Source organism: Limnobaculum xujianqingii, from assembly GCF_013394855.1.
Classification (GTDB): Bacteria; Pseudomonadota; Gammaproteobacteria; order Enterobacterales; family Enterobacteriaceae; genus Limnobaculum; species Limnobaculum xujianqingii.
The window spans coordinates 775,696-801,714 of sequence record NZ_JABMLK010000001.1; the positions used below are offsets into that span (position 1 = coordinate 775,696).

Below are 26,019 nucleotides of genomic sequence, written 5' to 3' on the forward strand. Positions count from 1 at the left end.
ATCAACATAAACAAGGAATTATCATGAGTAAGGTTTTAGTCATCAAATCAAGCATTCTTTCTGGTTATTCTCAGTCAAATATTTTAGCTGATTTCTTTGTCGAAAAATGGAAACAAGAGCACCCGTCTGACATCGTCACTGTACGCGATCTGGCCGCTAATCCTGTTCCTGTATTAGATGGTGAACTGGTTGGTGCAATGCGCCCATCCGATCAGCCAATGACTGCCCGTCAACAAGAAGCGCTGGCGCTGTCTGATGAACTGATTGCTGAACTGCAAGGTAATGACGTTATTGTTATTGGTGCGCCAATGTATAACTTCAACATTTCCACTCAGTTAAAAAACTATTTTGACCTGATTGCTCGTGCTGGCGTGACTTTCCGCTACACCGAGAAAGGTCCTGAAGGTTTGGTAATTGGTAAAAAAGTATATATCTTAACCAGTCGTGGTGGTATTCATAAAGATTCCCCAACTGACCTGGTTGCTCCTTACCTGAAACTGTTCCTGGGCTTCATTGGTATTACTGATGTTGAGTTTGTTTATCAGGAAGGCGTGGCTTACGGTCCTGAAGTAGCTCAGAAAGCACAAGAAGACGCGAAATCCTTTATTCAGCAATACGTTTCTGCCTGATATTCGTTCTTTCTTTATTATGCAAAAGCCCCTGATACAGGGGCTTTTATCATTTAATCAGCGGACAATATTACTTCTTGAGCCACTGACCATTAATACCTTTCACATACTCTCCCGCCTCTGCCCGGTTTACTAATTTTTGCCCGGTCATTTTAGCGACGTCATTCACACTTACATTATTCTCTGCCGCTACCGATTTATACTGCTCGGTACGAGCCTGATTGATTTTATCGGTTAACGCTTGTGCTTCAGTTGTTGGCTTCACCACTGCAATATAACCATTCAGTGTTTCACCAACTAATCCCTGCTGCTTTGCCTCTTTTAAGGTTAATGCGCTGGCAGCCACACTAAACAGCAGTACCGTGGCAAATAATCCGGTATTGATGAGTTTCATTGCTGTTCCTTAAAAAATATCAGATTGGGTCTTCAGCATTTTTTCGACGTCTTTATCGACTTTAATATGAATCTCATGCTCAATTTTAACATTCATATTAATCACAATCGGCTCAGTTGATGGTGCAATCTCAATTCTTGGAACACAGCCACCAAGAGCAAAGGCCATCATCACCGTTAACCATCCAAATTTATTCACTAATTTTGCTCCTTCGGTAATGAGAAGATCTGTTGCAGATTGTCCTGCAAGTTATCGCCAAACCTTAAGCTACGCCATAACTGGAAAATATCTTCTTCATGATGATAATTGAGTTTCACTAAACGCTCAGCATTCTTGGTTGGGTTAAACCCTTCAATTTGTGCATCCATGACCAATAATCCTAAGTTACTGACGTTAACATCCGCTCTGGAACGGCGGATCTCCATGTAACGCAGCCAATCCATAATGTCGCCGGTTGCCATATTGTCATCGCTGATTGCCTGTACCATATCTTTATCCAGACGCAGGGTGAGATCTTTACTATTTTCCACCCAGCCCCCTTTCACCAGCCAATCCGGATGATTCAAATATAACGGCAATTCACCATCCACTTTACCGGACATGGTAAACTGCTTTGGTTTCAAAATGGTAAATAACTCACTAAGATCGACTCCTCTAACCGTGAGAATAGCCGGATCTTTCTGCGGTAATCTCAGTTCTTGCATACCGATATGCCCCTGAAGCATATCCACACCAACATTGGTTAATCGTAAAGGTTGACGCTCAGTCTGAGGATAATATCCCTGTAAGTCAGCAGTAATATTGCTCATATCAAACAGGTTATTCAGTTTTTTCACTCTTAGCTTAACCGGAGATTGTGGCCCTAGCTGCCACACGTGATCCTTCAGACGGTATGACATCACAAAATCAAGTCCGCTCAGTTCACCATCTTTTAACCACATACCGCCATCTTTCACTACCATATGACCACCAGCCTCAATTCCCTGAGTTTCAGAAATTGAGAACGCTGATTGAGCATACAGCGTACCCTTGCGAATTTTAAAACCGAGTTCCGGAGCCAGTAAGGTCTGGAAGACGTCCAGCGACTGTTCTGGCCACCAGCCTTCTCCCCGGATACGTTCACCATCCCAGCGGCCGCTTAATTTTATTGGGCCAATTTTTTTAGTGCTGAGATCGCCTTTCCATTGAAAGTTTGCCGGATCCTGACCAAAAAACTGAATATTTAGCGTCGATGGCGGTAAATAACCACCGCTGTCGAATTCAACTTTTTGCGCCTGTAGTTGCCATCCTGCATGGTACTGACCCGCAGCACGATTCCAGCTCAGAGGTTCAGCCAGAATTAATCTTGGCTTATTAACTGTAACTTGCCCATAAACCAGATGGTTAAATCCGGTTGATAATGTTTGCAGGTTGATCAGGCTATCGTTCCATTCCCCTTTACCGGACATATCCCATTTGGCTTTCATTGGTGGCATATCGCCATTGCCCCAGAAATTCCACTCCCAGTGCCCTTGATCGATCCAGAAATCTCGGGAGCGTCCGTCCAAATGCAGTTTGTATTTGCCCCAATAACGATGGCTGGCATTAATGATGGTTTGCAATCGACCGCTGACGCCTTTATCCGTCACCTTTATTCCTGCCAAAGGGAATCGAGCTTCATGCAGATAGATATCCGGGGTCACGGCTCCAGTTACACGTAATAAAGAACCAGACAATAAATTAAGAGTTGGGTTAGCAATCGTCCCCGATAGCTTACCGGGAATAGTGGTATATAAAGAAAGCTGTTCTTCATTCATTTTACCGGTGAGCTGGAAATTTAAGTCGCTATCTTTCAGACTGATTTTTCCCGGTGCAAAAGTTAGTACCGCGTTTCCTTTACCCGCACTGCCTTGAGTAACCACATTCAGCCGTGCTTCAATATTGGCTTCATTATAGTCATTGCTCCACTCAGTGAGAGTCATACTAATACCACCGGTAAAAGGCTGGGAAGCATAAGGCCAGCGCCATTGACCCTGACTCACCACCAGACGTTTACCCTCCAGCGTCCAGGGAACATCCAGTAAACTTTCTTTCTCACCTTGTGGCGTTATGGTCAGATGGCCATTTATCTGCTGCCAACTTAGTTCTAATAGCAGGGGTTTATCCACGTAGGTAGTAACAAATTCACCATTGATATTTCCCTGTTCCGGGATGGTATCCAGACTAACCGGAACCTGTATTTCACCGTTCAGTTGAATGACATCATCGCTATCCGGAATATGCAGGCTTAGCGACTCCAGCGTCAGCATCTGCCGATCGTTTAATATTGCAGAACCAGAGAGTAACTTTCCCTTAATGCTAAGACGCTGACCTTGCTTATTACTGGTGAGATCCACCTGACCCGAGTATGACTCCCATGGCGTGATACTCAGGCGATCGAGGGATAGCGAGAAAGCCGGTAGTTGTTTTTGAATATCGGCAACGGACAGCGGTGTGTCGTCGTCTCCGGAAGTGTCCTGAGTGGTTAACTTCTCCAGACAGTGGGTATCTATATCTAACGAATTACCATGCAGCTTCCACTGCCGATCCTGATATATTAGCGTTAACGGCCCAGCATCGGCCAGAAAGCAGTCCTGAGCCAAAAATTGAATGCCGTTTAAAGAAATTCCGCGCTTGATTAACTCTGGAGGCTGAGTAAATATCAGTTGTGTTCCGGCAGGTAGCCAAAGACTGGCAACTTTAGGTAGCCACGTTGAGATCGTTGCCCATAATGTCATTAATGACAACATAAGTATGGTCACGACAATCAGAACGTATTTAACAAAACGACCTATTACCACGCCTAACCTACCCCGGAACGCGAATCAGGCGGAAAATATAGCATATTAATAATATTGGCTAAACTGATTCTATCGCAGGTTACTAACCATATCGTTAAATTGTCCTGATACCCGATCTCTGATAAATTAATTTTATAATTCTGGTGGAGATATGTGATGAAACTTGCTATTTACAGCACAAAACAATACGACAGAAAGTATCTTGAAGTTGCTAATCAACGTTTTGGTATCGATCTCGAATTTTTTGATTTCAAACTTAGCCAGCAAACGGCTAAAACGGCCGAAGGTTGTGAAGCGGTTTGTATCTTCGTTAACGACGATGGGAGCCGCCCGGTTCTTGAAGAATTAGCGAAATCAGGCGTTAAAATTGTGGCCTTACGCTGTGCCGGATTCAACAATGTTGATCTTGATGCAGCGAAAGAGCTTGGATTGCAAGTGGTGCGTGTTCCAGCCTATTCACCTGAAGCCGTAGCTGAACACGCCATTGGATTAATGATGAGCCTTAACCGTCGTATCCATCGAGCCTACCAAAGGACACGCGATGCTAACTTCTCTCTTGAAGGATTGATTGGCTTTAATATGCATAACCGTACCGCAGGTATCATTGGTACTGGAAAAATCGGTATTGCCACTATGCGAATTTTGAAAGGATTTGGTATGCGTTTACTGGCATTCGATCCTTATCCATCACCGCTGGCTCTGGACTTAGGGGCGGAATATGTCGATCTGAAAACGCTTTATGAACGTTCTGATGTAATCTCTCTGCATTGCCCATTAACACCAGAAAACCATCACCTGTTAAATTCTGCTGCCTTTGAGCAAATGAAAGATGGTGTAATGATCATCAATACCAGCCGTGGCGGTTTAATCGATTCCCCTGCTGCTATTGAAGCCTTGAAAAAGCAGAAAATTGGCTCACTGGGAATGGATGTTTATGAAAACGAAAGAGACCTGTTCTTTGAAGATAAATCTAACGATGTGATTCAGGATGACGTATTCCGTCGCTTATCTTCCTGCCATAACGTGTTATTTACCGGCCATCAGGCATTTTTGACGGAAGAAGCGTTATTAAGCATTTCTGAAACTACACTTCAAAACATTCAGCAATTAGAACAGAACCAGCCTTGCCCTAATTTACTGTAATAATCGTCTGTTTTATGACCGGTAGTCACAATATTATGTTAACTACCGGTAAATCATTGTAAATCCCTATTTACTCTCATATTTATTATGGTAAAACACATTCAAATTTAAACCGATACAATAGCAACGCATTGATTATCGGGTCAATTTCCACGTAATAACTTCCCGGGGATGATAATGAAAATAGCCTTACCTTTTATTATTTCAGCCGTTCTGCTTAGCGGTTGTACATTAACAGATAGCAATAGCGTAAAAGAGAGTGATTTACAGCATCATAACTTCATTCTGATCGGCGTTGACGGCAAAAATATGGCTGATACCACTAAAGAAAAACGTCCATTAAATATTGAATTTGGCGAAAATATGCATGTCAGCGGAACTATGTGTAATCGCTTTATGGGTCAGGCAACGCTGAAGAATGGCGTATTAACTGCGAAACAGTTAGCCTCTACTCGTATGGCTTGCATTGATGAACAGATTAGTCAGTTGGATCAGGTTATTGCCACAACTCTAAGTAATGGAGCTAAAGTGACGCTGGATCAAGGCGTATTAACGTTAAGCTCCTCACAACACACTCTGACTTATAAGCTCAAAGACTGGGTTAATTAATCTTTGCGTTAACTCATTGATTGAATATAAAAAACCGGAAATTGCCTGTCGCACATTTCCGGTTTTTTTGCTGTGTAAATCAGCCAGAACCAATTTCAACTAAATCATATAGGTATGCTTAATAACGCTTACCGTTTGAGAGCTGACATTTGCTAACTACACTACCATCCAGATTATGTGAAGTAGTTGGCATACCACCCATGCTATTGCAGTTAGCTAATGCCATTTCATCCATTGGAGTCGCTCTGGCAGCCTCTTCGGTGATCATTGATTGATGTGGTAATAACCTCACCTGATCCGGCTGACTACTACAACCTGCCAATAAAAGTGCGCCAAGTGCAGCCAGGCCAATTTTTCCCTTCATGTTTACCTCTGTTATTGTATTTTTAGCTACGAAAAACCACCAGCTGCGATGGTTTGATTAAATTTGGCCAACAATTAACCTGAAATTAATATTCTGATTACTTTATTTCGCATTTTTTGTAATAACTTATGTTGTTAATTAAGCTATTATAATGAAGCTAATTAATTAGCGATCCACTGCTTTTCAGTTAATCTGACTGAGTCTTTTACCAGCGCCATTTGCGCTGGTTTTTTTTTATTCTTTTTTTGAACAACCGGTATAAACCGAAAAACCAGAGCGTTCAATGGCGCTGGCTCACAAATTTAATAATTATATTTAGCCTATATGGTGCTAATAGTCCAGCGCTGAAGCCATATTCTGCAAGCTTGCCCCTACTATTAAAAGGGAATTCAAACATCCTCAACACCTTAATGATAATAGCTATCATTATTTTCTGTCACAGAATGTAATAACACACAAAACAACAGCTGCCCAAACTGTCTTATCTGATATGATGAGTTGCGATTTCGGAAGATAAAAAAACCATTAATAACTATCCAATCCAATGTGTTTATTGTTACTCAGGTTTTGACCTGGGAGAGCTAATGTCAATAAAGGTATTGAATCTATGATTACTACCGATGGTAACAGTGCTGTTGCCTCCGTGGCGTATCGTTCCAACGAAGTTATCGCCATTTATCCTATTACACCCAGCTCAACCATGGCCGAACAGGCTAATGACTGGTCAGAGTATGGCACTAAAAACGTTTGGGGTGATGTTCCTCGCGTTATGGAAATGCAGTCCGAAGCCGGTGCTATCGCCACGGTACATGGCTCGTTGCAAACAGGAGCATTAGCTACCTCGTTTACCTCATCGCAGGGATTGTTACTGATGATCCCAACCCTGTATAAACTGGCCGGTGAGCTGACCCCTTTTGTGCTGCATGTTGCAGCCAGAACCATTGCTACCCATGCTCTGTCTATTTTTGGCGATCACTCTGATGTCATGGCAGTTCGTCAAACTGGCTGTGCAATGTTGTGCGCCAGCTCGGTACAGGAAGCCCAAGACTTTGCTCTGATTTCACAAATGGCGACGCTAAACAGTCGGATTCCGTTTATTCATTTCTTTGACGGATTCCGTACCTCTCACGAAATTAATAAAATTGTTCCCATCAGTGATGACTGCATCCGCCAGCTATTACCAATGGAAATGATTAGTGCTCATCGTAAACGTGCATTAACACCAGATCACCCGGTGATCAGAGGGACTTCAGCCAACCCGGATACTTACTTCCAGTGCCGGGAAGCCGCTAACCCATGGTATAACCAAACTTACCAGCACGTTGCCGATGCCATGCAAGCTTTTGAGCAACAAACTGGCCGTCACTATCAGCCGTTTGAATATTATGGTCATCCTCAGGCAGATCGCGTCATTATCCTGATGGGCTCTGCCTGCGGTACAACCGAAGAGACAATCGATACTTTACTAACCCGCGGCGAAAAAGTCGGCATGTTAAAAGTTAGACTGTATCGTCCTTTCTCAGCAGAACACTTGCTTGAACAACTACCTCAAAGCGTAACCCGAATTGCCGTTCTCGATAGAACTAAAGAGCCTGGTGCGCTGGCTGAGCCACTCTATCTTGATATTATGACGGCGCTGGCAGAAGCTTTTTCCAGAGGTGAACGGGATACACTGCCACAGGTTATTGGTGGTCGTTATGGTTTGTCTTCTAAAGAGTTTGCACCAGAATGTGTACTGGCTATCTTCAAAGAGTTAACGCTGGAGAAACCGCGCCCGCGCTTTACTGTCGGTATTTTTGATGACATTACCGGCCTGTCATTACCGCTAAGTGATGATAGCATTCCTCAAAAAGCCTCTCTGGAAGCATTGTTCTTTGGACTGGGTAGCGATGGCACCGTTTCTGCTACCAAAAATAATATTAAGATTATTGGTAACGGTACCCCACTTCACGCTCAAGGCTACTTTGTTTACGACTCCAAAAAAGCCGGTGGTTTGACCGTTTCTCATTTGAGGGTTAGTGATTACCCAATACATTCTGCCTATCTTATTTCTCAGGCTGATTTTATTGGCTGTCATCAAAATCAGTTTATTGATAAATACCAAATGGTCGAAAAACTGAAACCCAACGGTACCTTCTTGCTGAATACCCCCTATAGCAAAGATGAGATCTGGCAGCGTTTGCCACAAGACGTTCAGGCGTTATTGCATCAGCGTAAAGCTCGTCTGTTTATTATTAATGCGGCGAAAATTGCCAGAGAATGCCATCTGGCTAACCGAATCAACACTGTTATGCAGATGGCGTTTTTCCATCTGACTCAAATTATTCCTGGTGATGTTGCACTGCAACAGCTACGAGACGCTATTGCTAAAAGCTATAGCGCCAAAGGTCAGGATATTGTTGAAAATAACTGGCAGGCATTAGACGCCACTATCAGTGCGCTGGAAGAGATTCCTTTACAAGCGATTAATCCACAAAGCCCAATGCGCCCTCCGGTGGTTTCCGACAGCGCTCCGGACTTTGTTAAAACGGTAACCGCAGCGATGCTGGCCGGTTTGGGAGATGCACTACCGGTTTCAGCCTTCCCGCCGGATGGTACCTGGCCTTCAGGCACTACCCGCTGGGAAAAACGCAATATTGCAGAAGAGATCCCAATTTGGGAGGCTCCGCTATGTACCCAGTGTAACCACTGTGTTGCGGCCTGCCCTCACTCTGCAATTCGGGCCAAAGTCATTTCACCAGAAGCTTTTGCTGACGCGCCTGACGACCTGCAATCATTAGACGTTAAGTCAAAAGATATGCGCGGGCAGAAATATGTTCTGCAAGTTGCTCCGGAAGACTGTACCGGCTGTAACCTGTGCGTAGAGGTATGCCCGGCTAAAGATCGCCAAAACCCAGAGATTAAAGCGATTAATATGAAGTCTCGCCTGGATAATCTTGAGGTTGAAAAACGCCACTATGATTACTTCCTGCAGCTACCAGAAATTGATAAGAGCAAAATTGAGCGTATCGATATTCGGACTTCTCAATTAATTACTCCACTATTTGAATATTCCGGAGCCTGCTCCGGATGTGGTGAAACGCCATATATTAAATTGTTAACTCAGCTGTATGGCGATCGGCTGCTTATAGCCAATGCTACCGGTTGTTCATCCATTTATGGCGGTAACCTGCCAAGTACACCATATACTACCAATGCTGATGGTCGAGGCCCGGCATGGGCTAACTCACTGTTTGAAGATAACGCAGAGTTTGGCCTTGGTTTCCGCCTGACGGTCGATCAACATCGCGAGCGAACTTTACGTCTGATAAATCAGTTGGCACCACAGTTACCCGGTGAGCTAATTGCCGAACTTCAAGCTTCTGAAACCAGCGTAGAACAGCGCCGTGAACAAATTGTACAGTTACGAACACTGCTGGCAGGTATCGACTCACCGGAAGCGAAAGAATTAGCCGAATGTGTCGATTATCTGGTAGATAAATCTATCTGGCTGATTGGTGGCGATGGCTGGGCGTATGATATTGGATTTGGTGGTCTCGACCACGTCATGAGCCTGTCGGAAAACGTTAATATTCTGGTGCTGGATACGCAATGTTATTCCAATACCGGTGGTCAACAATCTAAAGCAACACCTATCGGTGCCGTCACCAAATTTGCTGAACGTGGTAAACGTAAAGGACGTAAAGACCTTGGTGTAAGTATCATGATGTATGGTCATGTATATGTAGCCCAAATATCTTTAGGCGCACAATTAAACCAAACGGTTAAAGCAATTCAGGAAGCTGAAGCTTATCCGGGGCCATCATTGATCATTGCTTACAGCCCGTGTGAGGAACATGGTTACGATCTGGCATTTAGCCACGACCAGATGAAGCAGTTAACTACCGCTGGTTTCTGGCCGCTATATCGTTTCGATCCTCGTCGGGTTGAAGAAGACAAACCCGGTTTAACTATTGATTCCCGTCCACCGTCTGATGGTCTGGCATCGGCTCTGTTAAAAGAGCAACGTTTCCGCCGTTTGAATACTATGGAACCAGATGTCGCCTCAGCCTTACACATTCAGGCTGAAAAAGATGTTCAGAGTCGTTATAACTTACTAAGCCTGTTAGCAGGAAAAACAGTAGAAAAAACGGAATCTGAACCATCATAAATAAACGGTAATAACCGATAATATAAAAAATAAAGCACCCTCATCAGGTGCTTTATTTTTTATTAATTAAGTAAATAAAAGTTTATTTAAGAGTACCGTCTTATTTTCAATAAAAAGATAATACCATCTTAATATTCTAAATCTATCACTCAATAATAAGAAGAATTAACTTATTCCTTCAGCGGTTTTCAAATAACGCATCACTGTGTTCAATCCCACTTTCAGCGTTCGGCTGGTCTGTCGTATTCCCGCACCTTGAGAGGCCATTTCAATAATCTTTTCTTTCATTCCTGGCTGATGAGCTCGGTACAAATAAGACAGCTGAAATGTTCTTCTGCAGCTATTACAATAGTAACGCGGATAACCACCTCGCCCTTTACCATGTTTTCTAACCGGTTTTGTCTCATTGCAATGGCGGCATGCGACTTCAATAGTGACCATTTTCCATCTCCTTTTGGACCCAAAAACATCAAATAAGTAATCATGACAGTGATAATTTCGGAATATTATTAACTACTTTGTTTCTATAACACTCTAATCAGAAATGAATTAAGTGTTTATATGCTACTTAACCACCTCAATATTATTCAGAATAGTCACAATACTAATTAATCAGCGTAATTCTTATGTTGGTATACCTGTTCGATTCTAATATATATTTTTCGATTACATCACTGGTATAATTGACAGTTCTGCATAAGATAATTTCATAATCGTTTTATAAATTAACTTATTTGAATCGAATTTTTGGTAACAACCCGAACCAAGCCTAACCATTTTGAGTTAGTTTTGGTTGCTTTCTTACCACTACTGTCGATTTCAGCCGCTACCGAAGCGTATTCTTCTACTGACAACACTCTCAATAATCCGTACCATACACCTCCACGATTTCCCGGCAGGTCGTCCCTGCTAACAGGCAACAATCAGGCAGACAGAGTTACCGCTATGAGCACAACAGCAGCGCTGAACCAGAAAGAACAATACAATCTGAATAAACTGCATAAACGTTTACGTCGCAACGTTGGTGAAGCAATCGCAGATTTTTCGATGATTGAAGATGGCGATCGGATCATGGTTTGCCTTTCCGGTGGAAAAGACAGTTACACCATGCTGGATATTCTGCAAAATTTGCAGCGCAGCGCACCGGTCAATTTCGAGCTGATTGCCGTTAATCTGGATCAAAAGCAGCCGGGATTTCCTGAACATGTACTACCAGAATATTTAAATACGCTGGGTATTGAGTACAAAATTGTTGAAGAAAATACTTACGGTATCGTGAAAGATAAAATACCCGAGGGTAAAACCACTTGCTCGCTTTGCTCTCGCCTGCGTCGCGGTATTCTTTACCGTACGGCAACCGAGTTGGGCGCAACTAAAATTGCGCTGGGTCATCACCGCGACGATATTCTGCAAACGCTGTTCTTAAATATGTTCTACGGCGGCAAACTAAAAGGGATGCCGCCAAAACTCATCAGTGATGACGGCAAACATATTGTTATTCGTCCACTGGCTTACTGTCGTGAAAAAGATATTGAGCGTTATGCCGAGGCGAAAGCTTTCCCGATCATTCCCTGCAATCTCTGCGGTTCACAACCTAATCTGCAACGTCAGGTGATTAAAGATATGCTGAGAGACTGGGATCGCCGTTATCCAGGCAGGATTGAGACTATGTTCAGCGCGATGCAAAACGTTGTGCCATCTCACCTGTGCGATCGTGAGCTGTTTGACTTCACGGCTATTCAACAAGGTATGGACGTGGTTAACGGCGGCGATTTGGCGTTTGACCGGGAAGAGTTCCCGCTACAGCCGGCTGGTTTTGTACCGGATGAAAATGAAGATTTAGGGATTAATGTTGTTGAGGTTAAGTAAGTCATTATCGTTAAGATCGGCAAATAACCTCGACCAATAATAATTCAGCCCCAACCTTTATTTGGGGCTGAATTATAAAATATCTACAACCACTTACTCTTCTTAAGCCACCATAATATTCCACCGCCAACAACCGCCAGACAGGTGCAGAAGATGGCAAAGGCATGCTCTTTACCGCCACCAGGAATTCCCCCCAGATTTACGCCAAACAGCCCGGTAAGAAAAGTTGCAGGTAAGAACAGCATCGCCATTAGCGACATAGTATAAGTGCGGCGGTTCATGGCATCGGCCAATTGAGAGTTAAGTTCATCAACCACCACTGCGGTACGTGCAATCGTTGCGTCCAGATCGTCCAGGCCACGGCCCAGTCGGTCGGCAATATCCTGCATCCGATGGCGATCTTCATTACTCATCCACGGCAGTCGCTCACTGGCCAGTCGGGAAAAGACATCTCGCTGAGGCATCAGGTGACGACGTAGCACAATCAGTTGTTTGCGGATAAGCGCAATAACGCCACGCTCTGGCACCTCTTTGTCCAGTAAGCCATCTTCCAGTTCGATTACCCGCCCGTGAATATCATCAATAAAATCGCTAACCTGATCGGTCAGAAGATCCAGAATTTCCACCAGCCAGTTTCCACTATGTGATGGCCCGGTACCTTTTTTTAATTCATTTACCACTTCATCTACCGCATGAATCGGCCGATGACGACTGGAAATAATCAAGCTATCGGTAATAAATACTCTTAACGTCACCAACGGATCGGGAACTGACTCACTATTCAGATTAATGCTGCGAAGAATAATTAATGTTCCATCCCCCTGGCGGGCAACTCTTGGGCGACAGCTTTCTCCGGACAGAGCCTCTTTAAAGCTCTCTGGCAATAGTGGTGTTTCATTCAACCAGTTAAGGCTTTCTGGCTGTTCGTAGTCTATGTGTATCCAGCAAGGCTGTGTCGCAGTTGCTTCCGTCTTATCCGTAACCGGCAATATACCGCCCTTGCCATCTAACTGATAAGCATGAATCTCCTGCGGGACCTCTAATTGTTCACCGCTTATCTTATCCACATCAATCACCTATACAACATAACCGGGTATCCTCGTCATAATGAACGCCAGTCACTAACGTAATTTCTTATCCAGAACCGCCGTAGTTAATCTGGAAATACAGCAAAGCCTGTCCGCATCATCATAAATTTTAATTTCCCACACCTGATGGCTGCGGCCTAAATGAATGGCCGTACATACTCCACGAACCGTTCCCTGCTTTGCCGCTCGAATGTGGTTTGCATTAATATCAATACCGACTACCTGCGCCTCTCCCTCACAGCACAGATAACCCGCAACAGAACCCAGCGTCTCGGCCAGTACCACTGAAGCTCCGCCATGCAGCAAGCCAAAAGGTTGAACGGTACGCTGATCCACCGGCATTGTCGCTTCCAGGCTATTTTCTGTTTGCGCCGTGTAGACAATGCCGACATGCTCGATCATGGTTCCTTTTGACATCTGGTTCAGTTCTTCCAGCGTCTTATGACGTTTCCACATATATTTGCTTACCCTAATTAATTGTTCATCACACCAGCTCAAGCAATGCCTGAAGCGGATGTTTCAATACTACATGACTAAAACGTTTAACCTGACTACGACATGAATACCCGGTAGCCAGACAACGGCTGGCATCTTTACCTTCCAGCGCTTTTTGCCATGATAAAGCATAGATACCGGCAGAATTATTCAAGTTATCTGCTTCATGACCATAGGTTCCCGCCATACCGCAGCAGCCAAGGCTCACATTATTTAATTTAGCGCCAAAGTGACTAAACAACTCTTGCCACTGTTTGCCACTGGCTGGCAGTGCCGTACTTTCAGTACAATGACTAAACAAATACCAGGGAGCCTGTTCCGTACTTTTCGACGGAAACTGTGTCAGGTTAGCATTCAGCCATTCATGCACCAACTGGACTTTAAAATCGCCCCGTTTCTCACCTAATATCTGGTTATACTCATCGCGATAACACAACACCAGAGCCGGGTCGACACCCACCATCGGTATACCCAGTTTAGCCACCCGGTTCAACATATCCGCCGTTCGCTGGGCTGTTTTGGCAAACTGCCGCAGAAAACCTTTTATATGCTGCGCTTTGCCATTTGGGCTAAAGGGTAACAGCACTGGTTTTAGCCCAAGTTTCTCAATCAGGTGAATAAAATCCGCCACTACTTTGGCATCGTAATAACTGGTAAAGGGATCCTGAACCACTAAAACGTATTGTTGTTTGCTCTGGCTATCAATTCCTTCCAGTTGTTCCAGCGTCATAGTGCAGGCCTGATGCCCTTGCAAATGCTGTTTCAACGTTGGGGAAGAGAGCAACGGCAGATTTACCATACCTATACTTTTGGCTCCCAGCGATTGAACCCATGATTGGCGAACAAAGAAGTTAAACAGCTGCGGTGCTTTTGCCATCACTGGCGCATAGTTTTCTACTGATGCAACAATATAATCCCGAGCCGGACGGAAGTAACGCGTGTGATATAGCTGCAGGAAGCGGGAACGAAATGCCGGAACATCAATCTTTATTGGGCATTGAGTGGAACAGGCCTTACAGGCCAGACAGCCTGCCATAGACTGCTTAACTTTATGAGAGAAGTCATATTCTCCCTGACGTTGACGCAGGCTGTTTTTAGTCTTATCTAACAAACTGCGCCAGCTTAAACGTTGCTCAGCCAGTTGATTCTCAAGTTCCAGTGGATCAACACCCTCTTCAGCCAATAAGCGCAACCACTCCCGCACCAGTGTTGCCCGACCTTTAGGTGAATGTACCCGATTAGCACTGACTTTCATTGAAGGACACATTGGACTGTTTGCATCAAAGTTAAAACACAGACCGTTGCCGTTACACTCCATTGCGCCTTTAAAGGAAGTTCTGACTGCCAGCGGAATACGGCGATCAAAAGTACCGCGTTTTACCGCGTCGACTTTATAAAGGGTATCTTCCCGCCCTATTGGTGGACAGATCTTGCCCGGATTCAGGCGATTGTCCGGGTCAAACACCGCCTTAATGCGACGCAGTTCTTCATACAGTTCCGGCCCAAAAAAATCCGGGCTATATTCAGCGCGAAATCCTTTACCATGTTCTCCCCATAACAAGCCACCGTATTTAGCTGTCAGCGCCACAATTTGGTCAGAGAGCTGCTTCATTAACAGCTCCTGTTGAGGGTCGCACATATCCAGCGCTGGACGAACGTGCAGAACCCCGGCATCAACGTGACCAAACATGCCGTAAGCCAGATTATGGCTATCCAGCAATGCGCGAAACTCTGAAATATAGTCGGCCAGATGCTGTGGTGGTACACAGGTATCTTCAGCAAACGGAATGGGTTTAGCTAAACCTTTGGCATTGCCCAACAGGCCTACTGCTTTTTTACGCATGGCATAGATACGTTCAATATCCGCTAAATCGCTACATAGCTGATAGCCAATGACGCCAGCTTCACCTTTTTCCATCAATTGATCCAGTCGGGAGCAGAGAAACTCAGCCTGATGATTTATCAGTTCAGGATCCTGACCGGCAAACTCAACAATATTCAGCCCCTGCATATCTTTACCCGGTACATCGGTAATCAGATTTTTTACTGACTCCCAGACAATATCTTCCCGCGCCAGATTAAAAACTTTAGAGTCTACCGTCTCCACCGATAGCGCATTCGCCTCAACCATTAGCGGCGCATTTCTTAACGCAGAATCAAAGCTGTCATACTTAATATTGACCAGTCGGCGCAATGCCGGTAATGGTGTGATATTCAGTCTGGCTTCAGTAATAAATGCCAGCGAACCTTCAGAACCAGTCAAAATGCGCGAAAGGTCAAACGTTTGCAGGTCATCGCTAAAAACATGCCTGAGGTCATAGCCGGTGAGAAAGCGGTTTAGTTTGGGAAATTTGTCGATAATAAGCTGGCGCTGCTGACGGCATCGCTCCAGCACCGTATGGTAAACCTGTCCCGCCGCCGTTTGTTGTGACGCCAGTTGTTCCGCCAGCGCTACCGGCATGGCGTGCGTGTCTAATAATTCTCCGTTAAGCAGAACGCTTCTTAAACCCAAAACATGGTCGGAGGTTTTTCCATACACCAGAGAGCCCTGTCCGGATGCATCGGTATTGATCATCCCTCCCAGCGTTGCCCGGTTACTGGTTGACAGTTCTGGCGAGAAAAAGTAGCCATGAGGTTTCAGATATTGATTCAGCTGATCTTTAACCACACCCGCCTCAACGCGAACCCACCCTTGTTCTAAATTAAGCTCAAGAATACGATTCATATGGCGCGACATATCAACCACGATGCCATCGTTGAGTGACTGCCCATTCGTGCCGGTACCACCGCCACGGGGGGTAAATTTGATAGAAGAAAAGTTGGCCTGTTGTCCGGTACGGGCAATCAATAGCACATCGGCAGTAGAGCGAGGAAACACGATAGCCTGTGGCAACATCTGATAGATGCTGTTATCCGTTGACATGCTAAGGCGGTCCGCATATTGCGTTGCGATATCACCACTGAAACCTGCCTGTTTTAAGGCGTCTAAATACTCCTGAACCGGTGATTCAACACCAGGTGCTTGCTTTAGCTGTGGAATCATTGCCATTAGTCTCTTTGCGTTATTTTTTATTTTATTATGTTCTAAACATTACCCAATCCAGCGAACTAAACTAGCATACTGCTTTATCGTTTGCGTAGCCCATCTGTTAAATTTATCGTAACTCTTAGCGCTGTCTTCAAATGTTGATGAAAGGCTAACGGCTCATTAACATACTTTTGCCTGCGCTTACGCTTAAATGATAGTTATCAGTTTATTAATTAAAATAGCGCAACGGTTAGCTATACCCGATACTATAGCTTAGTTATTAACATCTCTATTTCATGATGAGTACATCCATGACGCAACCGAAAAAACGTTTTGATCTTGCACGTCTGATGTTTGGAATACTTTTTATTCTTGTAATGATCGTAGTCTGTCTTTGGGTAGTTCGGCCTTTTATTTTAGGCTTTGCCTGGGCGGGCATGGTGGTTATTGCAACCTGGCCGTTGCTGTTGCGAGTACAGAAATATACTGGTGGGCGGCGGACGCCGGCCGTGATCTTCATGACGTTATTATTGGTGGTAGTGTTTGTTCTGCCTTTTGGTCTGGTGATTAATAGTATTGTAGACAACAGTGGTCAGTTAGTTGATTGGGTAGGAAAGCCCGAGAACTGGCATATCCCTAAACTGGCCTGGCTAAATGATATTCCGGGAGTTGGTCGACGCCTGTACCGCAACTGGCAAGCGATGACGGCTGATAATGGTAAAGTGCTGGTTGCCAGCGTTCAGCCTTATGCGGGTGCCGCTACAACCTGGTTTGTTTCTCAGGTTGCTCACGTTGGTGGCTTTATGCTGCACGGTACTCTGATGGTGGTATTCAGCGCCCTTCTCTACGCTAAAGGTGAGTCCGTGGCTAAGGGTATCCGTCACTTTGCATTGCGTTTAGCAGAGAAGCGTGGTGAAGCAGCGGTTATTCTTGGTGCTCAGGCTATTCGTGCTGTTGCATTGGGCGTAGTGGTTACTGCTCTGACTCAGGCCCTGTTGGGCGGTATTGGGTTAGCCATATCCGGTATTCCTTATGCCACGTTATTAACGGTGTTGATGTTTATCTGCTGTCTGGCACAGATTGGGCCGTCGTTGATTCTGTTCCCGGCGGTGTTCTGGCTTTACTGGAGCGGTGATAATACCTGGGGAACGGTGTTGTTAGTGTGGAGTTGTGTTGTGGTTTCCATGGATAACTTCCTGCGTCCTGCACTGATTCGTTTAGGTGCAGATTTGCCGCTGCTGTTGATTCTTTCCGGGGTTATCGGAGGGTTACTGGCCTTCGGTATGATTGGATTATTTATTGGTCCTGTGGTGCTGGCGGTGTCGTATCGTTTAATTTCTGCATGGATTGATGAAGTTCCTGAGCCGACGGATGAGTTGCCGGATTTGGAGCGGGATTTGAATATTTGATTGAGAATTAGGGTAATTTAGTTTTGAGAATATTCCGGCCGTAAAAGCAATATTATGTATATCGCCTTTGTGCTCGGCCGGAAGACAATCTGTACTTGGTCTTGGTGTGCGTCGGGCCTAGACCGCCTAGGGGCACTTCGTTGGCTTGCGCCAAGTCGACCCCAACGGCGGTCTCTCCCTCCGATTAACTTTGGTAATGAACGAAGTTCACAAACAAAGTTCACATGCTAAGACTATTGACTAACTACGTTATCAAACCGTTTCTGCGTTTTCTTCTGCCAGTGCCATCCAGGTTTTGATCACGGTGTCCGGGTTGAGGGACAGGCTGTCGATGCCTTGTTCCATTAACCATGCGGCGAAGTCTTCGTGGTCTGATGGGCCCTGACCACAAATTCCGACGTATTTGCCTTTCTTCTTGGCGGCTTTAATGGCCATGGAGAGTAAGGCTTTTACTGCGTCGTTACGTTCGTCAAACAGTTCGGAAACTACGCCGGAGTCGCGATCCAGACCCAGGGTTAGCTGTGTCATATCGTTCGAGCCGATAGAGAAGCCGTCGAAGTGTTCCAGGAACTCTTCTGCCAATAGTGCGTTAGAGGGTATTTCACACATCATTATCACTTTCAGCCCGTCCTGACCGCGTTTCAGACCTTCATGTGCCAGGCGATCGATAACCGCTTTAGCCTGATCGACTGTGCGTACGAATGGGATCATGATTTCAACATTAGTCAGACCCATTTGATTACGAACCCGTTTAACCGCTTCACACTCCAGTGCAAAGCAGGCTTTAAAGTCTTCGGAGACGTAACGACCTGCACCACGGAATCCCAACATTGGGTTTTCTTCATGAGGCTCGTAACGACTGCCACCGACCAGGTTGGCATACTCGTTAGATTTAAAGTCTGACAGACGAACGATCACCCGCTTAGGCCAGAAAGCGGCGGCCAGTGTCGCAATACCTTCTGACAGACGACCAATATAGAACTCCACCGGATCGTCATAACCAACCATCAGTTCACGAATTTCCTGCTGTACGGACTCTTCCTGCTGGTCAAATTCCAGTAATGCTCTTGGGTGTACGCCAATCATGCGGTTGATGATGAACTCCAGACGTGCCAGACCAACTCCCTCATTTGGCAAACGAGCAAAGTCAAAAGCACGGTCCGGGTTACCGATATTCATCATGATTTTTACCGGAATTTCTGGCAGTTGATTCAGTTGAGAACTTTGAACCTTAAACTCCAGAATATCCTGATAGATAAAGCCGGTATCACCTTCAGCACAAGAGACGGTAACTTTCTGTCCTTCATGCAATAGCTCGGTGGCATTACCGCAGCCTACAACCGCAGGAATACCCAGTTCACGGGCAATAATTGCCGCATGACAGGTTCTTCCGCCACGGTTAGTGACGATGGCTGCCGCACGTTTCATGATAGGTTCCCAATCCGGGTCAGTCATGTCGGTCACCAGTACATCGCCGGGTTGGATACGATCCATCTGGCTTAAGTCGGTAATCACTTTTACCGGACCAGCACCAATGCGGTTACCAATGGCGCGCCCTTCCGCCAAAATATCACCACGCTTGTGTAATTGATAACGTTCCATTACTTGTTCATTGGAACGAACCGTTTCCGGACGAGCCTGTACGATATACAGTTTTCCACTATGGCCATCCTTTGCCCATTCAATATCCATTGGGCGACCATAGTGTTTTTCAATCAGCAGAGCCTGATGAGCCAGTTCCTGAATCTCATCATCCCGCAGGCTGTACTGTACGCGATCTGCTTCTGGCACATCTTCAATACAAACCTGTTTGCCATGTTCCTGACTGTCAGAATAAACCATGCGAATCTTTTTCGAGCCGATGGTCCGGCGAACGATAGCCGGTCTGTCATTCAACAATGTTGGTTTGTGGACATAAAACTCATCCGGGTTAACCGCACCCTGCACCACCATTTCACCTAAACCATAGGCTGAGGTGATAAATACCACCTGATCAAAGCCCGATTCAGTATCAATGGTGAACATCACTCCGGCAGAGGCTAAGTCAGAACGCACCATGCGCTGTACCCCGGCAGAGAGTGCTACACCACGGTGATCATAGCCCTGATGCACACGGTAAGAAATCGCACGGTCGTTAAACAGCGAAGCAAATACATGCTTAATCGCTACCATTACCGCATCAATACCCTGTACGTTAAGGAAAGTTTCTTGCTGGCCGGCAAACGATGCATCGGGCATGTCTTCGGCGGTTGCGGAAGAACGAACCGCAAATGAGGCTCCAACATTACCTTCTGACAGCGTTTGATAAGCCTGGTGAATCGCTTGTGTCAGTTCTGGCTGGAATGGCGTATCAATAATCCAGCTGCGAATTTGTGCCCCGGCATCTGCCAGTGCTTTTACGTCATCCACGTCAATCTGGTCGAGTAGCTGATAAATGCGCTGATTTACGCCACTTTGCTCAAGAAAATCATTAAACGCCTGAGCAGTAGTAGCAAAACCATTAGGAACCGATACGCCCAGTTCGCTCAGATTAGTGATCATTTCCCCTAAGGAGGCATTTTTGCCCCCAACACGATCAACATCATGCATTCCCAGTTGGTTGTACCAAACAACGTTATGTTGATTACTATTGATATCAGGCATCAGAGATGTTCCATTATTGAGTCAATAAAACAGATTAAATAGCAAAACAAGTTTTATACCGGACAGGTCAAAAATCCAGATACATAAGAAAGCTTACACAGCAATGCACAACTTATGAAATGGTTAATCGTTTCCGCATTTAAACTGAGTTTTCTTAGACTTATAAATATTGTACCTTGTTCGTAATCGCGCTTTTTATGCGCATATTCAACAACGGTTTTAGAACAATATTGTTCATATCGATAGCATGATTTTAATTAGGAGTTATCTCATGATTAAAATCAGCAACAGGAGAACGCCATGGAGCGTACGGTTTTCTATATTTCTGACGGCACGGCGATTACTGCTGAGGTATTAGGGCATGCGGTGTTATCTCAGTTTCCCATTAGTCTGAATCAATACACTATCCCTTTTGTTGAGAATGAGGCAAAAGCCCAAGAGGTTCGCCAGCAAATTGACGACCTGTACCAGAAAACCCAACAGAAGCCACTGGTGTTTTACTCTATCGTTTCACCGGAAATTCGCGCTGTTATTGAGGCTAGTCAGGGCTACTGTCAGAATATTGTTCATACTCTGGTTGCCCCTTTAAAGCAGGAATTAGGCATTGCTCCGTTGCCTTCCGCGCACCGTACTCATGGATTAACCGCCAGCAATCTGGTGAAGTATGACGCCCGTATCGCCGCGATTGATTACACTCTGGCGCACGATGATGGTATTTCATTACGCAATCTGGAAGAGGCTCAGGTGATTTTGTTAGGGGTTTCCCGCTGTGGTAAAACCCCTACCAGCCTCTATTTAGCCATGCAGTTTGGTATTCGGGCGGCTAACTATCCGTTTACCGCTGATGATATGGATAATATTCAGCTTCCCGCCGCGCTTAAACCATTCCAGCATAAGCTGTTTGGCCTCTCTATTGACCCGGAGCGGCTATCCGCCATTCGTCAGGAACGTAGGGAAAACAGTCGTTATGCCTCATTGCGTCAGTGCCGCATGGAGATTGCCGAGGTTGAAGCGCTATACCGTAAAAACAATATTCGCTTTCTTAACAGCACCAACTACTCCGTAGAAGAGATCTCTACCAAGCTGCTGGATATCTTAGGCATGAGCCGCAGAATGTATTAAAAGCTTATTAAGGGGAAGTGTAGACCACCTTCCCTTATTGTTTCTTTGGCTCATTTCTTTACTGCCAAACCTTTCCAGTAAGTGAGATAGAACATGATAATTAAACGAACTGTACTGTGATAATTATGGAATGAACCGGAACATAGTGAAATATGATGGGATAGATTCTGTAAGAGGATTGCAAGGACTGCAATAAAAATCAGGCTTAAATTTTTAAAGAGACCCAAACAATTCTGAGTCTCTTTTTGTTTTACCGTTACTCTTTTGGCAATTCATTAGAATCACCAGAAAACAGGTCACCTTGCATATCTCTGAGCGTCTCTTTACGAATCAATTTTACCACCTTATATACGTGCTGAACACTCACGCCGAATTTAGTAGCAACTTCATCGTGGTTGCGGCCATTAAAAGCCTCGAAGATTTGCAGGTGAGTTTGGGCACTCTTAAGCTGAGTACCTGACGGAAAGTAAATCAACTGCCCACACCATACCTGAGACATCCGTAGCGCCACTTCTTGGCCAAGGTGCTCAGCCGTTATACCTGAAACGCCGAGCACATCTTTCACGCTGTCTGTTACATGATCAGCTAGGTTCACCAGTAACTCTGGCCCCTTACTTTTAAACAGTCGATCTTGGGCTGCCTTACTCATTTTGTAGCCTCCGTTCTCGATGACCATTGCTTAAGGTGCTCAATCACAATGCTGGCTTTACGTTTATCCAGCCATTGTAGTGTATCCACTTTAACCATACGTTTAATAAAGTGGTTCAGGGCTGATTCAGTGCCGTTTTTGACAACACCGCGTTTAGCCAGCCCATGCCAAAGCGAACGGATTAACTCAAGCTGCGGGCGTAGTGAATTAGCTTGAGTTGGTACCTTGGCACGAACTTTGAAACCTAGCCCTTTTAAGTGGTCTAAAACGATACTAAGTTGCTTCGGTGACATTTCCCGCAATGAGGCTTTTGCTGTCAGCTTAGCCAAGATAGAACGGTATACATCCTCATCTAAACAAAGTTGCGTTTTAGCAATCTGAATAAGCTGGATCAGTTTTCCTCTTTCCATGTCATTCACCTTTTACTCGGCGGTTCCAGGCATTGGTCGCCCACAGTTTCTTTTGTTCAATTGAGCCAACGAACATAGCCGTTTGAACATCGCAGCTATGGCATCTGACAATCCATGCTTGATACGGATTATCGTCTTTATCCATCTCAAACAATTCGACATAGGAAGAACCACAGAAAGGGCAAGGTTTTAATTTATCCATTAGAACCACCCCTCATACTCACTTACAGGAACCCGCTCTGCTTCAATAGAAAACTGCAATTCTTCTCGATCATTACAATCAATTGAGTGCGCTTTTTTAGCAGCCGTAGCAAGACACTCAACAGCTTTAAGGTATTCATCGGAACGGAAGTTACCAACAGTGAAATGACCACAAAAAACTCGCCAAACAGTGCGCCGTTCTTCAGCTTGTTTTTCAGCTATGGCGTGTTGTATTGCATTTTGAAAGTCTTTCAACTGATACAGGTCTAGGTTGGCAATTCTTTCTTTATAGCTGCTCATTGCAATGCCCCTCAGCAGTTGAGATACCTAACCGATTGGCTAATTGGGCCAGCTTGAGTTGCTTAAAATGGTCAATTAGACCATCCATGCCATTTTGCCTAAGCTGCTCGATCATAATCTCTACATCTGCGGCTTCTTCAGCTAGTGATCGCTCATCTCCACAATGGTTAATAACACGGCTAGCTGCTGCTGATAGTTCACTGGCCTCCTCGGCCAGCTTACATAATTGTCGGTCATAGCCCCATTTTATAGTGGCGGCTTTAAATAGTGCTGCTTTATTCATCATCATGCCCTCTCAAGAGTTTGATGACATCAGAAGCCAACTTGTAGGCTTGTTCTCTATCAATACTGGCGAAATGCTTATCACGCAAATTTAGCCCTACCTCAGTATCGCTAAATCCCCAGGATGGAATTGCTGATACCCCGTTATACTCGCAACGAAGCGCTACAATTGGATGGTCATTTTCGTCATGAGTATCAGTGGTAATAAGTACTTGACCGATATCGTCAAATTCAAATAATTTTGCAAAATCCATATCACACCCCCGCAATATCTAAAGGGATATGAACCATCCGGCCATCATCAGCCTGTTCCCTGAAGTTCAGATAGGTTTTAGAGACAGCCACCTGTAATGAATCAGCAATAGCTTCCATCGCCTGAAGCCAACGCGGATCGTTAATCTTTATCCGACGCAGGGAGAGAATACGGGCAGTATTGAGCTGGCCTTCTTTATCAACCTCAAATGCATCGGTAATCAATGCCTGTAGGTTTTCATTCGCTCCCTTGGCCCACTCAGACAGACACTCATCAATAATGTCTTTAGCTATCTGTAACTCTGGTCCAAACGTCAGCGAATCCTGAACAGAGATCCGAATTTGCTCAGCGCCATCAAACGTGCTGAACGTTATGTTGCCTTTCTGGCCACCAAGGGTACGCTGATATTTTTCAGCCACTAGATCCAACCAGGCATAGCACTCATCAAATGTCTTTGTTTTAAAGGCTTTTAGGGTTTCATGGATATCACGAGCCTTCACTATTTGGGCTCTTACAAATGCATCCATTTCAAGGTCATAATCTGACACTTGGGTAACAGGTACTAAACGGCCTTTACGGTCTTTCATGTATCCATCAGGAACTTGTTTCATTTAATACCTCCCCATATACCTAAAACGACAATAACAATAATCCCAATAACTGAACCCCATACCGCTAGCCTGTCAGCTAAGGAAACTTTTCGATGATGCATAACATCATCGCCAGTGAGCTGATGAAGAAGATTATCAACAGGGATACGAATACAAGGACGGTGAAGATATAAAGGAATATCATCCTTATCTTTTGGTCGCTCCCACATGTCACCATGCATAAGCCCTAAGCCAGCCAGTTCATTTTCAGATGTCCAAGCAACTGGTGTGTTGGCTTCAGAACGCTGAAGTCTATCCATATTAGATATCCTCCCGTGTTTTCACTGACTCGATGATTAACTCACCGGTTACTTTTGGCGCACCAATGCGGCAAGCCAGATTCAGCGCACCGGTAACCAGATTATTCACCGCCAGCGGATAACAAAGGGAGCGTACCTTTACGCCCCTGGAAGAACCCCGGCCTTCAGTAACGCTGATACGTAACCGGTTGAGGATTTCATCAAAAGCGCTAGGCTCAAACAGAGTGGTATAGTCAATATTGATGCAGGCAAATTTATGCTTAATGTAGTCCTCTACCTTTAGATCTAACGGTTTCAGGTTAACAATCTCGGTACGCTGAACAACCTCACGCACCTCTGGATTGAACTCAGAAAGCTTGTACTGAAGCTCTGTCTGGCCGATTAAGATAATGGCTAGTAACTTTTTAAAGCCTTCCTGAAGCTCATAGAAGCGCTTCAGGTGCTTCAAGGTTGGGATAGGTAAACCGTGCGCCTCTTCGATGATCAATACATGCTTACGCCCAGTTAAAGCACTGGCTTTCAGTAAGTCGTGCATCTGACGCGCACGTGCCTCGGCAGAACGGCGGGGTTTAGCCTGAGGGTCAATGGCGTTAACGATGGCACCGCTGATATCAACACTCTTCAGCGCCTTACCTTTAACTTCATTATCTTCCATACCCAGAACATAAGGTTCGATAACCGTGATCGGTTCATGGTTGACGTTAATCCATTCGATAAGGTCTTGACGTAACGTTGACTTACCGGCACCTGACTCACCGATAACCGCCAACATTCCGCCATATTTAGCGGTTTGACGCATAGCCTCGCGCACATAGCGGATATCGTCAGACAGAAAAACGTCACTGTCTGACTGCATTTCGTCAGTAAATGGATCGCGCAGAATACGGAAGTGGGCGCGGGTTGCGCGACTTAGCGTATGTTTACGTAGTAACATATGGGTGGACTCCTTTTTTCCTAGTGGGGTGTCTACTGGTGCAGGGTTGTCCGCCAAGATTCCCTCTGCACCAGTTTCTTCTTCAAATACATCAACTAAAAATTCTTCTTTTAACCCTTTGTTAACTAGGGCGTCTTCTATCTGTTTCTTTATGGTTTCCTTGTCAATGCTACGGGGCCAAAGATTGTGGTTAATGATCAGGTTAACGGCGGCTTGGCTTAAGGTACCGTTTTTGTACTTAATCTGACGGGCAAGCTCTGTTTGCTTCATACCCAGCTTGCTCATCATTCGCTTTAGATTTAACGCCATAAATCCGTC

The 26,019-nt window shown here is 45.1% G+C and carries 25 protein-coding genes; 7 read left to right on the forward strand and 18 right to left on the reverse strand.

The features are described 5' to 3' along the window. The first annotated feature begins 23 nt into the window (after positions 1-23). The gene (locus tag GOL65_RS03345) at positions 24-629 is read left to right on the forward strand and encodes an FMN-dependent NADH-azoreductase (protein ID WP_140918778.1); all 606 of its coding nucleotides are present in this window, start codon (positions 24-26) and stop codon (positions 627-629) included. Positions 630-699: 70 nt separating this feature from the next. On the opposite strand, the gene GOL65_RS03350 is transcribed toward GOL65_RS03345, so the two are convergent. The 3 genes from GOL65_RS03350 to GOL65_RS03360 are packed head-to-tail and all read right to left on the reverse strand — an operon-like array spanning position 700 to position 3,836. Further along, on the reverse strand, positions 700-1,023 hold the full coding sequence (locus GOL65_RS03350; RefSeq protein WP_140918779.1) for a YdbL family protein: 324 nt from the start codon (positions 1,021-1,023) through the stop codon (positions 700-702). Between the two features lie 9 nt (positions 1,024-1,032). Then, positions 1,033-1,194 carry a YnbE family lipoprotein gene (locus GOL65_RS03355; RefSeq protein WP_130593633.1) on the reverse strand — a complete coding sequence of 54 codons (162 nt, stop codon included), beginning with the start codon at positions 1,192-1,194 and terminating at the stop codon, positions 1,033-1,035. Between the two features lie 26 nt (positions 1,195-1,220). After that, positions 1,221-3,836, reverse strand: coding sequence for a YdbH family protein (locus GOL65_RS03360; RefSeq protein ID WP_140918839.1), 2,616 nt, complete (start codon positions 3,834-3,836; stop codon positions 1,221-1,223). A gap of 162 nt (positions 3,837-3,998) precedes the next feature. On the opposite strand from GOL65_RS03360, the gene GOL65_RS03365 reads away from it, so the two are divergent. Both GOL65_RS03365 and hslJ read left to right on the forward strand, forming a co-directional pair. Then, complete coding sequence (locus tag GOL65_RS03365) at positions 3,999-4,985, forward strand: 2-hydroxyacid dehydrogenase (protein ID WP_140918780.1); 987 nt, start codon at positions 3,999-4,001, stop codon at positions 4,983-4,985. Between the two features lie 177 nt (positions 4,986-5,162). Continuing rightward, positions 5,163-5,594 (forward strand): heat shock protein HslJ, encoded by a 432-nt coding sequence (hslJ, locus tag GOL65_RS03370; protein WP_140918781.1) that lies wholly within the window; start codon positions 5,163-5,165, stop codon positions 5,592-5,594. Positions 5,595-5,712: 118 nt separating this feature from the next. On the opposite strand, the gene GOL65_RS03375 is transcribed toward hslJ, so the two are convergent. Further along, entirely contained in the window at positions 5,713-5,958 is a 246-nt protein-coding gene (locus tag GOL65_RS03375) for a DUF333 domain-containing protein (RefSeq protein ID WP_140918782.1), read from the reverse strand. 607 nt (positions 5,959-6,565) lie between these two features. Between GOL65_RS03375 and nifJ the strand changes: the two genes are divergently transcribed. After that, complete coding sequence (nifJ, locus tag GOL65_RS03380) at positions 6,566-10,108, forward strand: pyruvate:ferredoxin (flavodoxin) oxidoreductase (protein WP_140918783.1); 3,543 nt, start codon at positions 6,566-6,568, stop codon at positions 10,106-10,108. 165 nt (positions 10,109-10,273) lie between these two features. Here the strand turns inward: nifJ and GOL65_RS03385 are convergent, their stop codons facing one another. Continuing rightward, on the reverse strand, positions 10,274-10,549 hold the full coding sequence (locus GOL65_RS03385; protein WP_130591195.1) for an IS1 family transposase: 276 nt from the start codon (positions 10,547-10,549) through the stop codon (positions 10,274-10,276). A 504-nt stretch (positions 10,550-11,053) separates the two neighbouring features. Here GOL65_RS03385 and ttcA point away from each other — a divergent pair. Then, a complete protein-coding gene (gene ttcA / locus GOL65_RS03390; protein ID WP_140918784.1) occupies positions 11,054-11,977 on the forward strand; it encodes a tRNA 2-thiocytidine(32) synthetase TtcA in 924 nt (307 codons plus the stop codon). Positions 11,978-12,060: 83 nt separating this feature from the next. On the opposite strand, the gene zntB is transcribed toward ttcA, so the two are convergent. Genes zntB through ydiJ form a run of 3 tightly spaced genes read right to left on the reverse strand, consistent with a single transcriptional unit; the run spans position 12,061 to position 16,603 of the window. Next, positions 12,061-13,044: a zinc transporter ZntB gene (gene zntB, locus GOL65_RS03395; RefSeq protein WP_140918785.1), complete on the reverse strand. Its 984-nt coding sequence runs from the start codon at positions 13,042-13,044 to the stop codon at positions 12,061-12,063. Between the two features lie 54 nt (positions 13,045-13,098). Continuing rightward, the gene (locus GOL65_RS03400) at positions 13,099-13,521 is read right to left on the reverse strand and encodes a hotdog fold thioesterase (protein WP_140918786.1); all 423 of its coding nucleotides are present in this window, start codon (positions 13,519-13,521) and stop codon (positions 13,099-13,101) included. A gap of 28 nt (positions 13,522-13,549) precedes the next feature. Next, on the reverse strand, positions 13,550-16,603 hold the full coding sequence (ydiJ, locus tag GOL65_RS03405) for a D-2-hydroxyglutarate dehydrogenase YdiJ (RefSeq protein ID WP_140918840.1): 3,054 nt from the start codon (positions 16,601-16,603) through the stop codon (positions 13,550-13,552). Positions 16,604-16,899: 296 nt separating this feature from the next. Between ydiJ and ydiK the strand changes: the two genes are divergently transcribed. Then, positions 16,900-17,997: an AI-2E family transporter YdiK gene (ydiK, locus tag GOL65_RS03410; RefSeq protein WP_140918787.1), complete on the forward strand. Its 1,098-nt coding sequence runs from the start codon at positions 16,900-16,902 to the stop codon at positions 17,995-17,997. 252 nt (positions 17,998-18,249) lie between these two features. On the opposite strand, the gene ppsA is transcribed toward ydiK, so the two are convergent. Beyond that, positions 18,250-20,640, reverse strand: coding sequence for a phosphoenolpyruvate synthase (ppsA, locus tag GOL65_RS03415; RefSeq protein WP_407657453.1), 2,391 nt, complete (start codon positions 20,638-20,640; stop codon positions 18,250-18,252). Positions 20,641-20,940: 300 nt separating this feature from the next. Between ppsA and ppsR the strand changes: the two genes are divergently transcribed. Beyond that, positions 20,941-21,762, forward strand: a complete 822-nt coding sequence (ppsR, locus tag GOL65_RS03420; protein ID WP_140918788.1) for a posphoenolpyruvate synthetase regulatory kinase/phosphorylase PpsR — start codon at positions 20,941-20,943, stop codon at positions 21,760-21,762. Positions 21,763-22,018: 256 nt separating this feature from the next. On the opposite strand, the gene GOL65_RS03425 is transcribed toward ppsR, so the two are convergent. From GOL65_RS03425 to GOL65_RS03465, 9 genes are read right to left on the reverse strand one after another with little or no spacing between them, the layout of a single operon-like run. After that, a complete protein-coding gene (locus GOL65_RS03425; protein ID WP_130590730.1) occupies positions 22,019-22,411 on the reverse strand; it encodes a Mor transcription activator family protein in 393 nt (130 codons plus the stop codon). Further along, entirely contained in the window at positions 22,408-22,821 is a 414-nt protein-coding gene (locus GOL65_RS03430) for a gp16 family protein (RefSeq protein ID WP_140921052.1), read from the reverse strand. Before GOL65_RS03430 ends, GOL65_RS03425 begins: the two co-directional genes overlap by 4 nt. Position 22,822: 1 nt before the next feature. Beyond that, positions 22,823-23,023, reverse strand: coding sequence for a Lar family restriction alleviation protein (locus GOL65_RS03435; protein ID WP_140921053.1), 201 nt, complete (start codon positions 23,021-23,023; stop codon positions 22,823-22,825). After that, positions 23,023-23,322, reverse strand: coding sequence for a hypothetical protein (locus GOL65_RS03440; RefSeq protein WP_140921054.1), 300 nt, complete (start codon positions 23,320-23,322; stop codon positions 23,023-23,025). Before GOL65_RS03440 ends, GOL65_RS03435 begins: the two co-directional genes overlap by 1 nt. Next, positions 23,309-23,611, reverse strand: a complete 303-nt coding sequence (locus tag GOL65_RS03445) for a nucleoside triphosphate pyrophosphohydrolase family protein (protein ID WP_179038155.1) — start codon at positions 23,609-23,611, stop codon at positions 23,309-23,311. The genes GOL65_RS03440 and GOL65_RS03445 overlap by 14 nt, the downstream gene beginning before the upstream one ends. Further along, the gene (locus GOL65_RS03450; RefSeq protein ID WP_179038156.1) at positions 23,598-23,858 is read right to left on the reverse strand and encodes a hypothetical protein; all 261 of its coding nucleotides are present in this window, start codon (positions 23,856-23,858) and stop codon (positions 23,598-23,600) included. The genes GOL65_RS03445 and GOL65_RS03450 overlap by 14 nt, the downstream gene beginning before the upstream one ends. Before the next feature lies 1 nt (position 23,859). Next, positions 23,860-24,468 carry a DUF3164 family protein gene (locus GOL65_RS03455; protein ID WP_130591027.1) on the reverse strand — a complete coding sequence of 203 codons (609 nt, stop codon included), beginning with the start codon at positions 24,466-24,468 and terminating at the stop codon, positions 23,860-23,862. Beyond that, entirely contained in the window at positions 24,465-24,767 is a 303-nt protein-coding gene (locus GOL65_RS03460) for a hypothetical protein (RefSeq protein WP_140921055.1), read from the reverse strand. Before GOL65_RS03460 ends, GOL65_RS03455 begins: the two co-directional genes overlap by 4 nt. 1 nt (position 24,768) lies before the next feature. Continuing rightward, positions 24,769-26,010, reverse strand: coding sequence for an ExeA family protein (locus GOL65_RS03465; RefSeq protein ID WP_140921056.1), 1,242 nt, complete (start codon positions 26,008-26,010; stop codon positions 24,769-24,771). Positions 26,011-26,019: the final 9 nt, after the last annotated feature.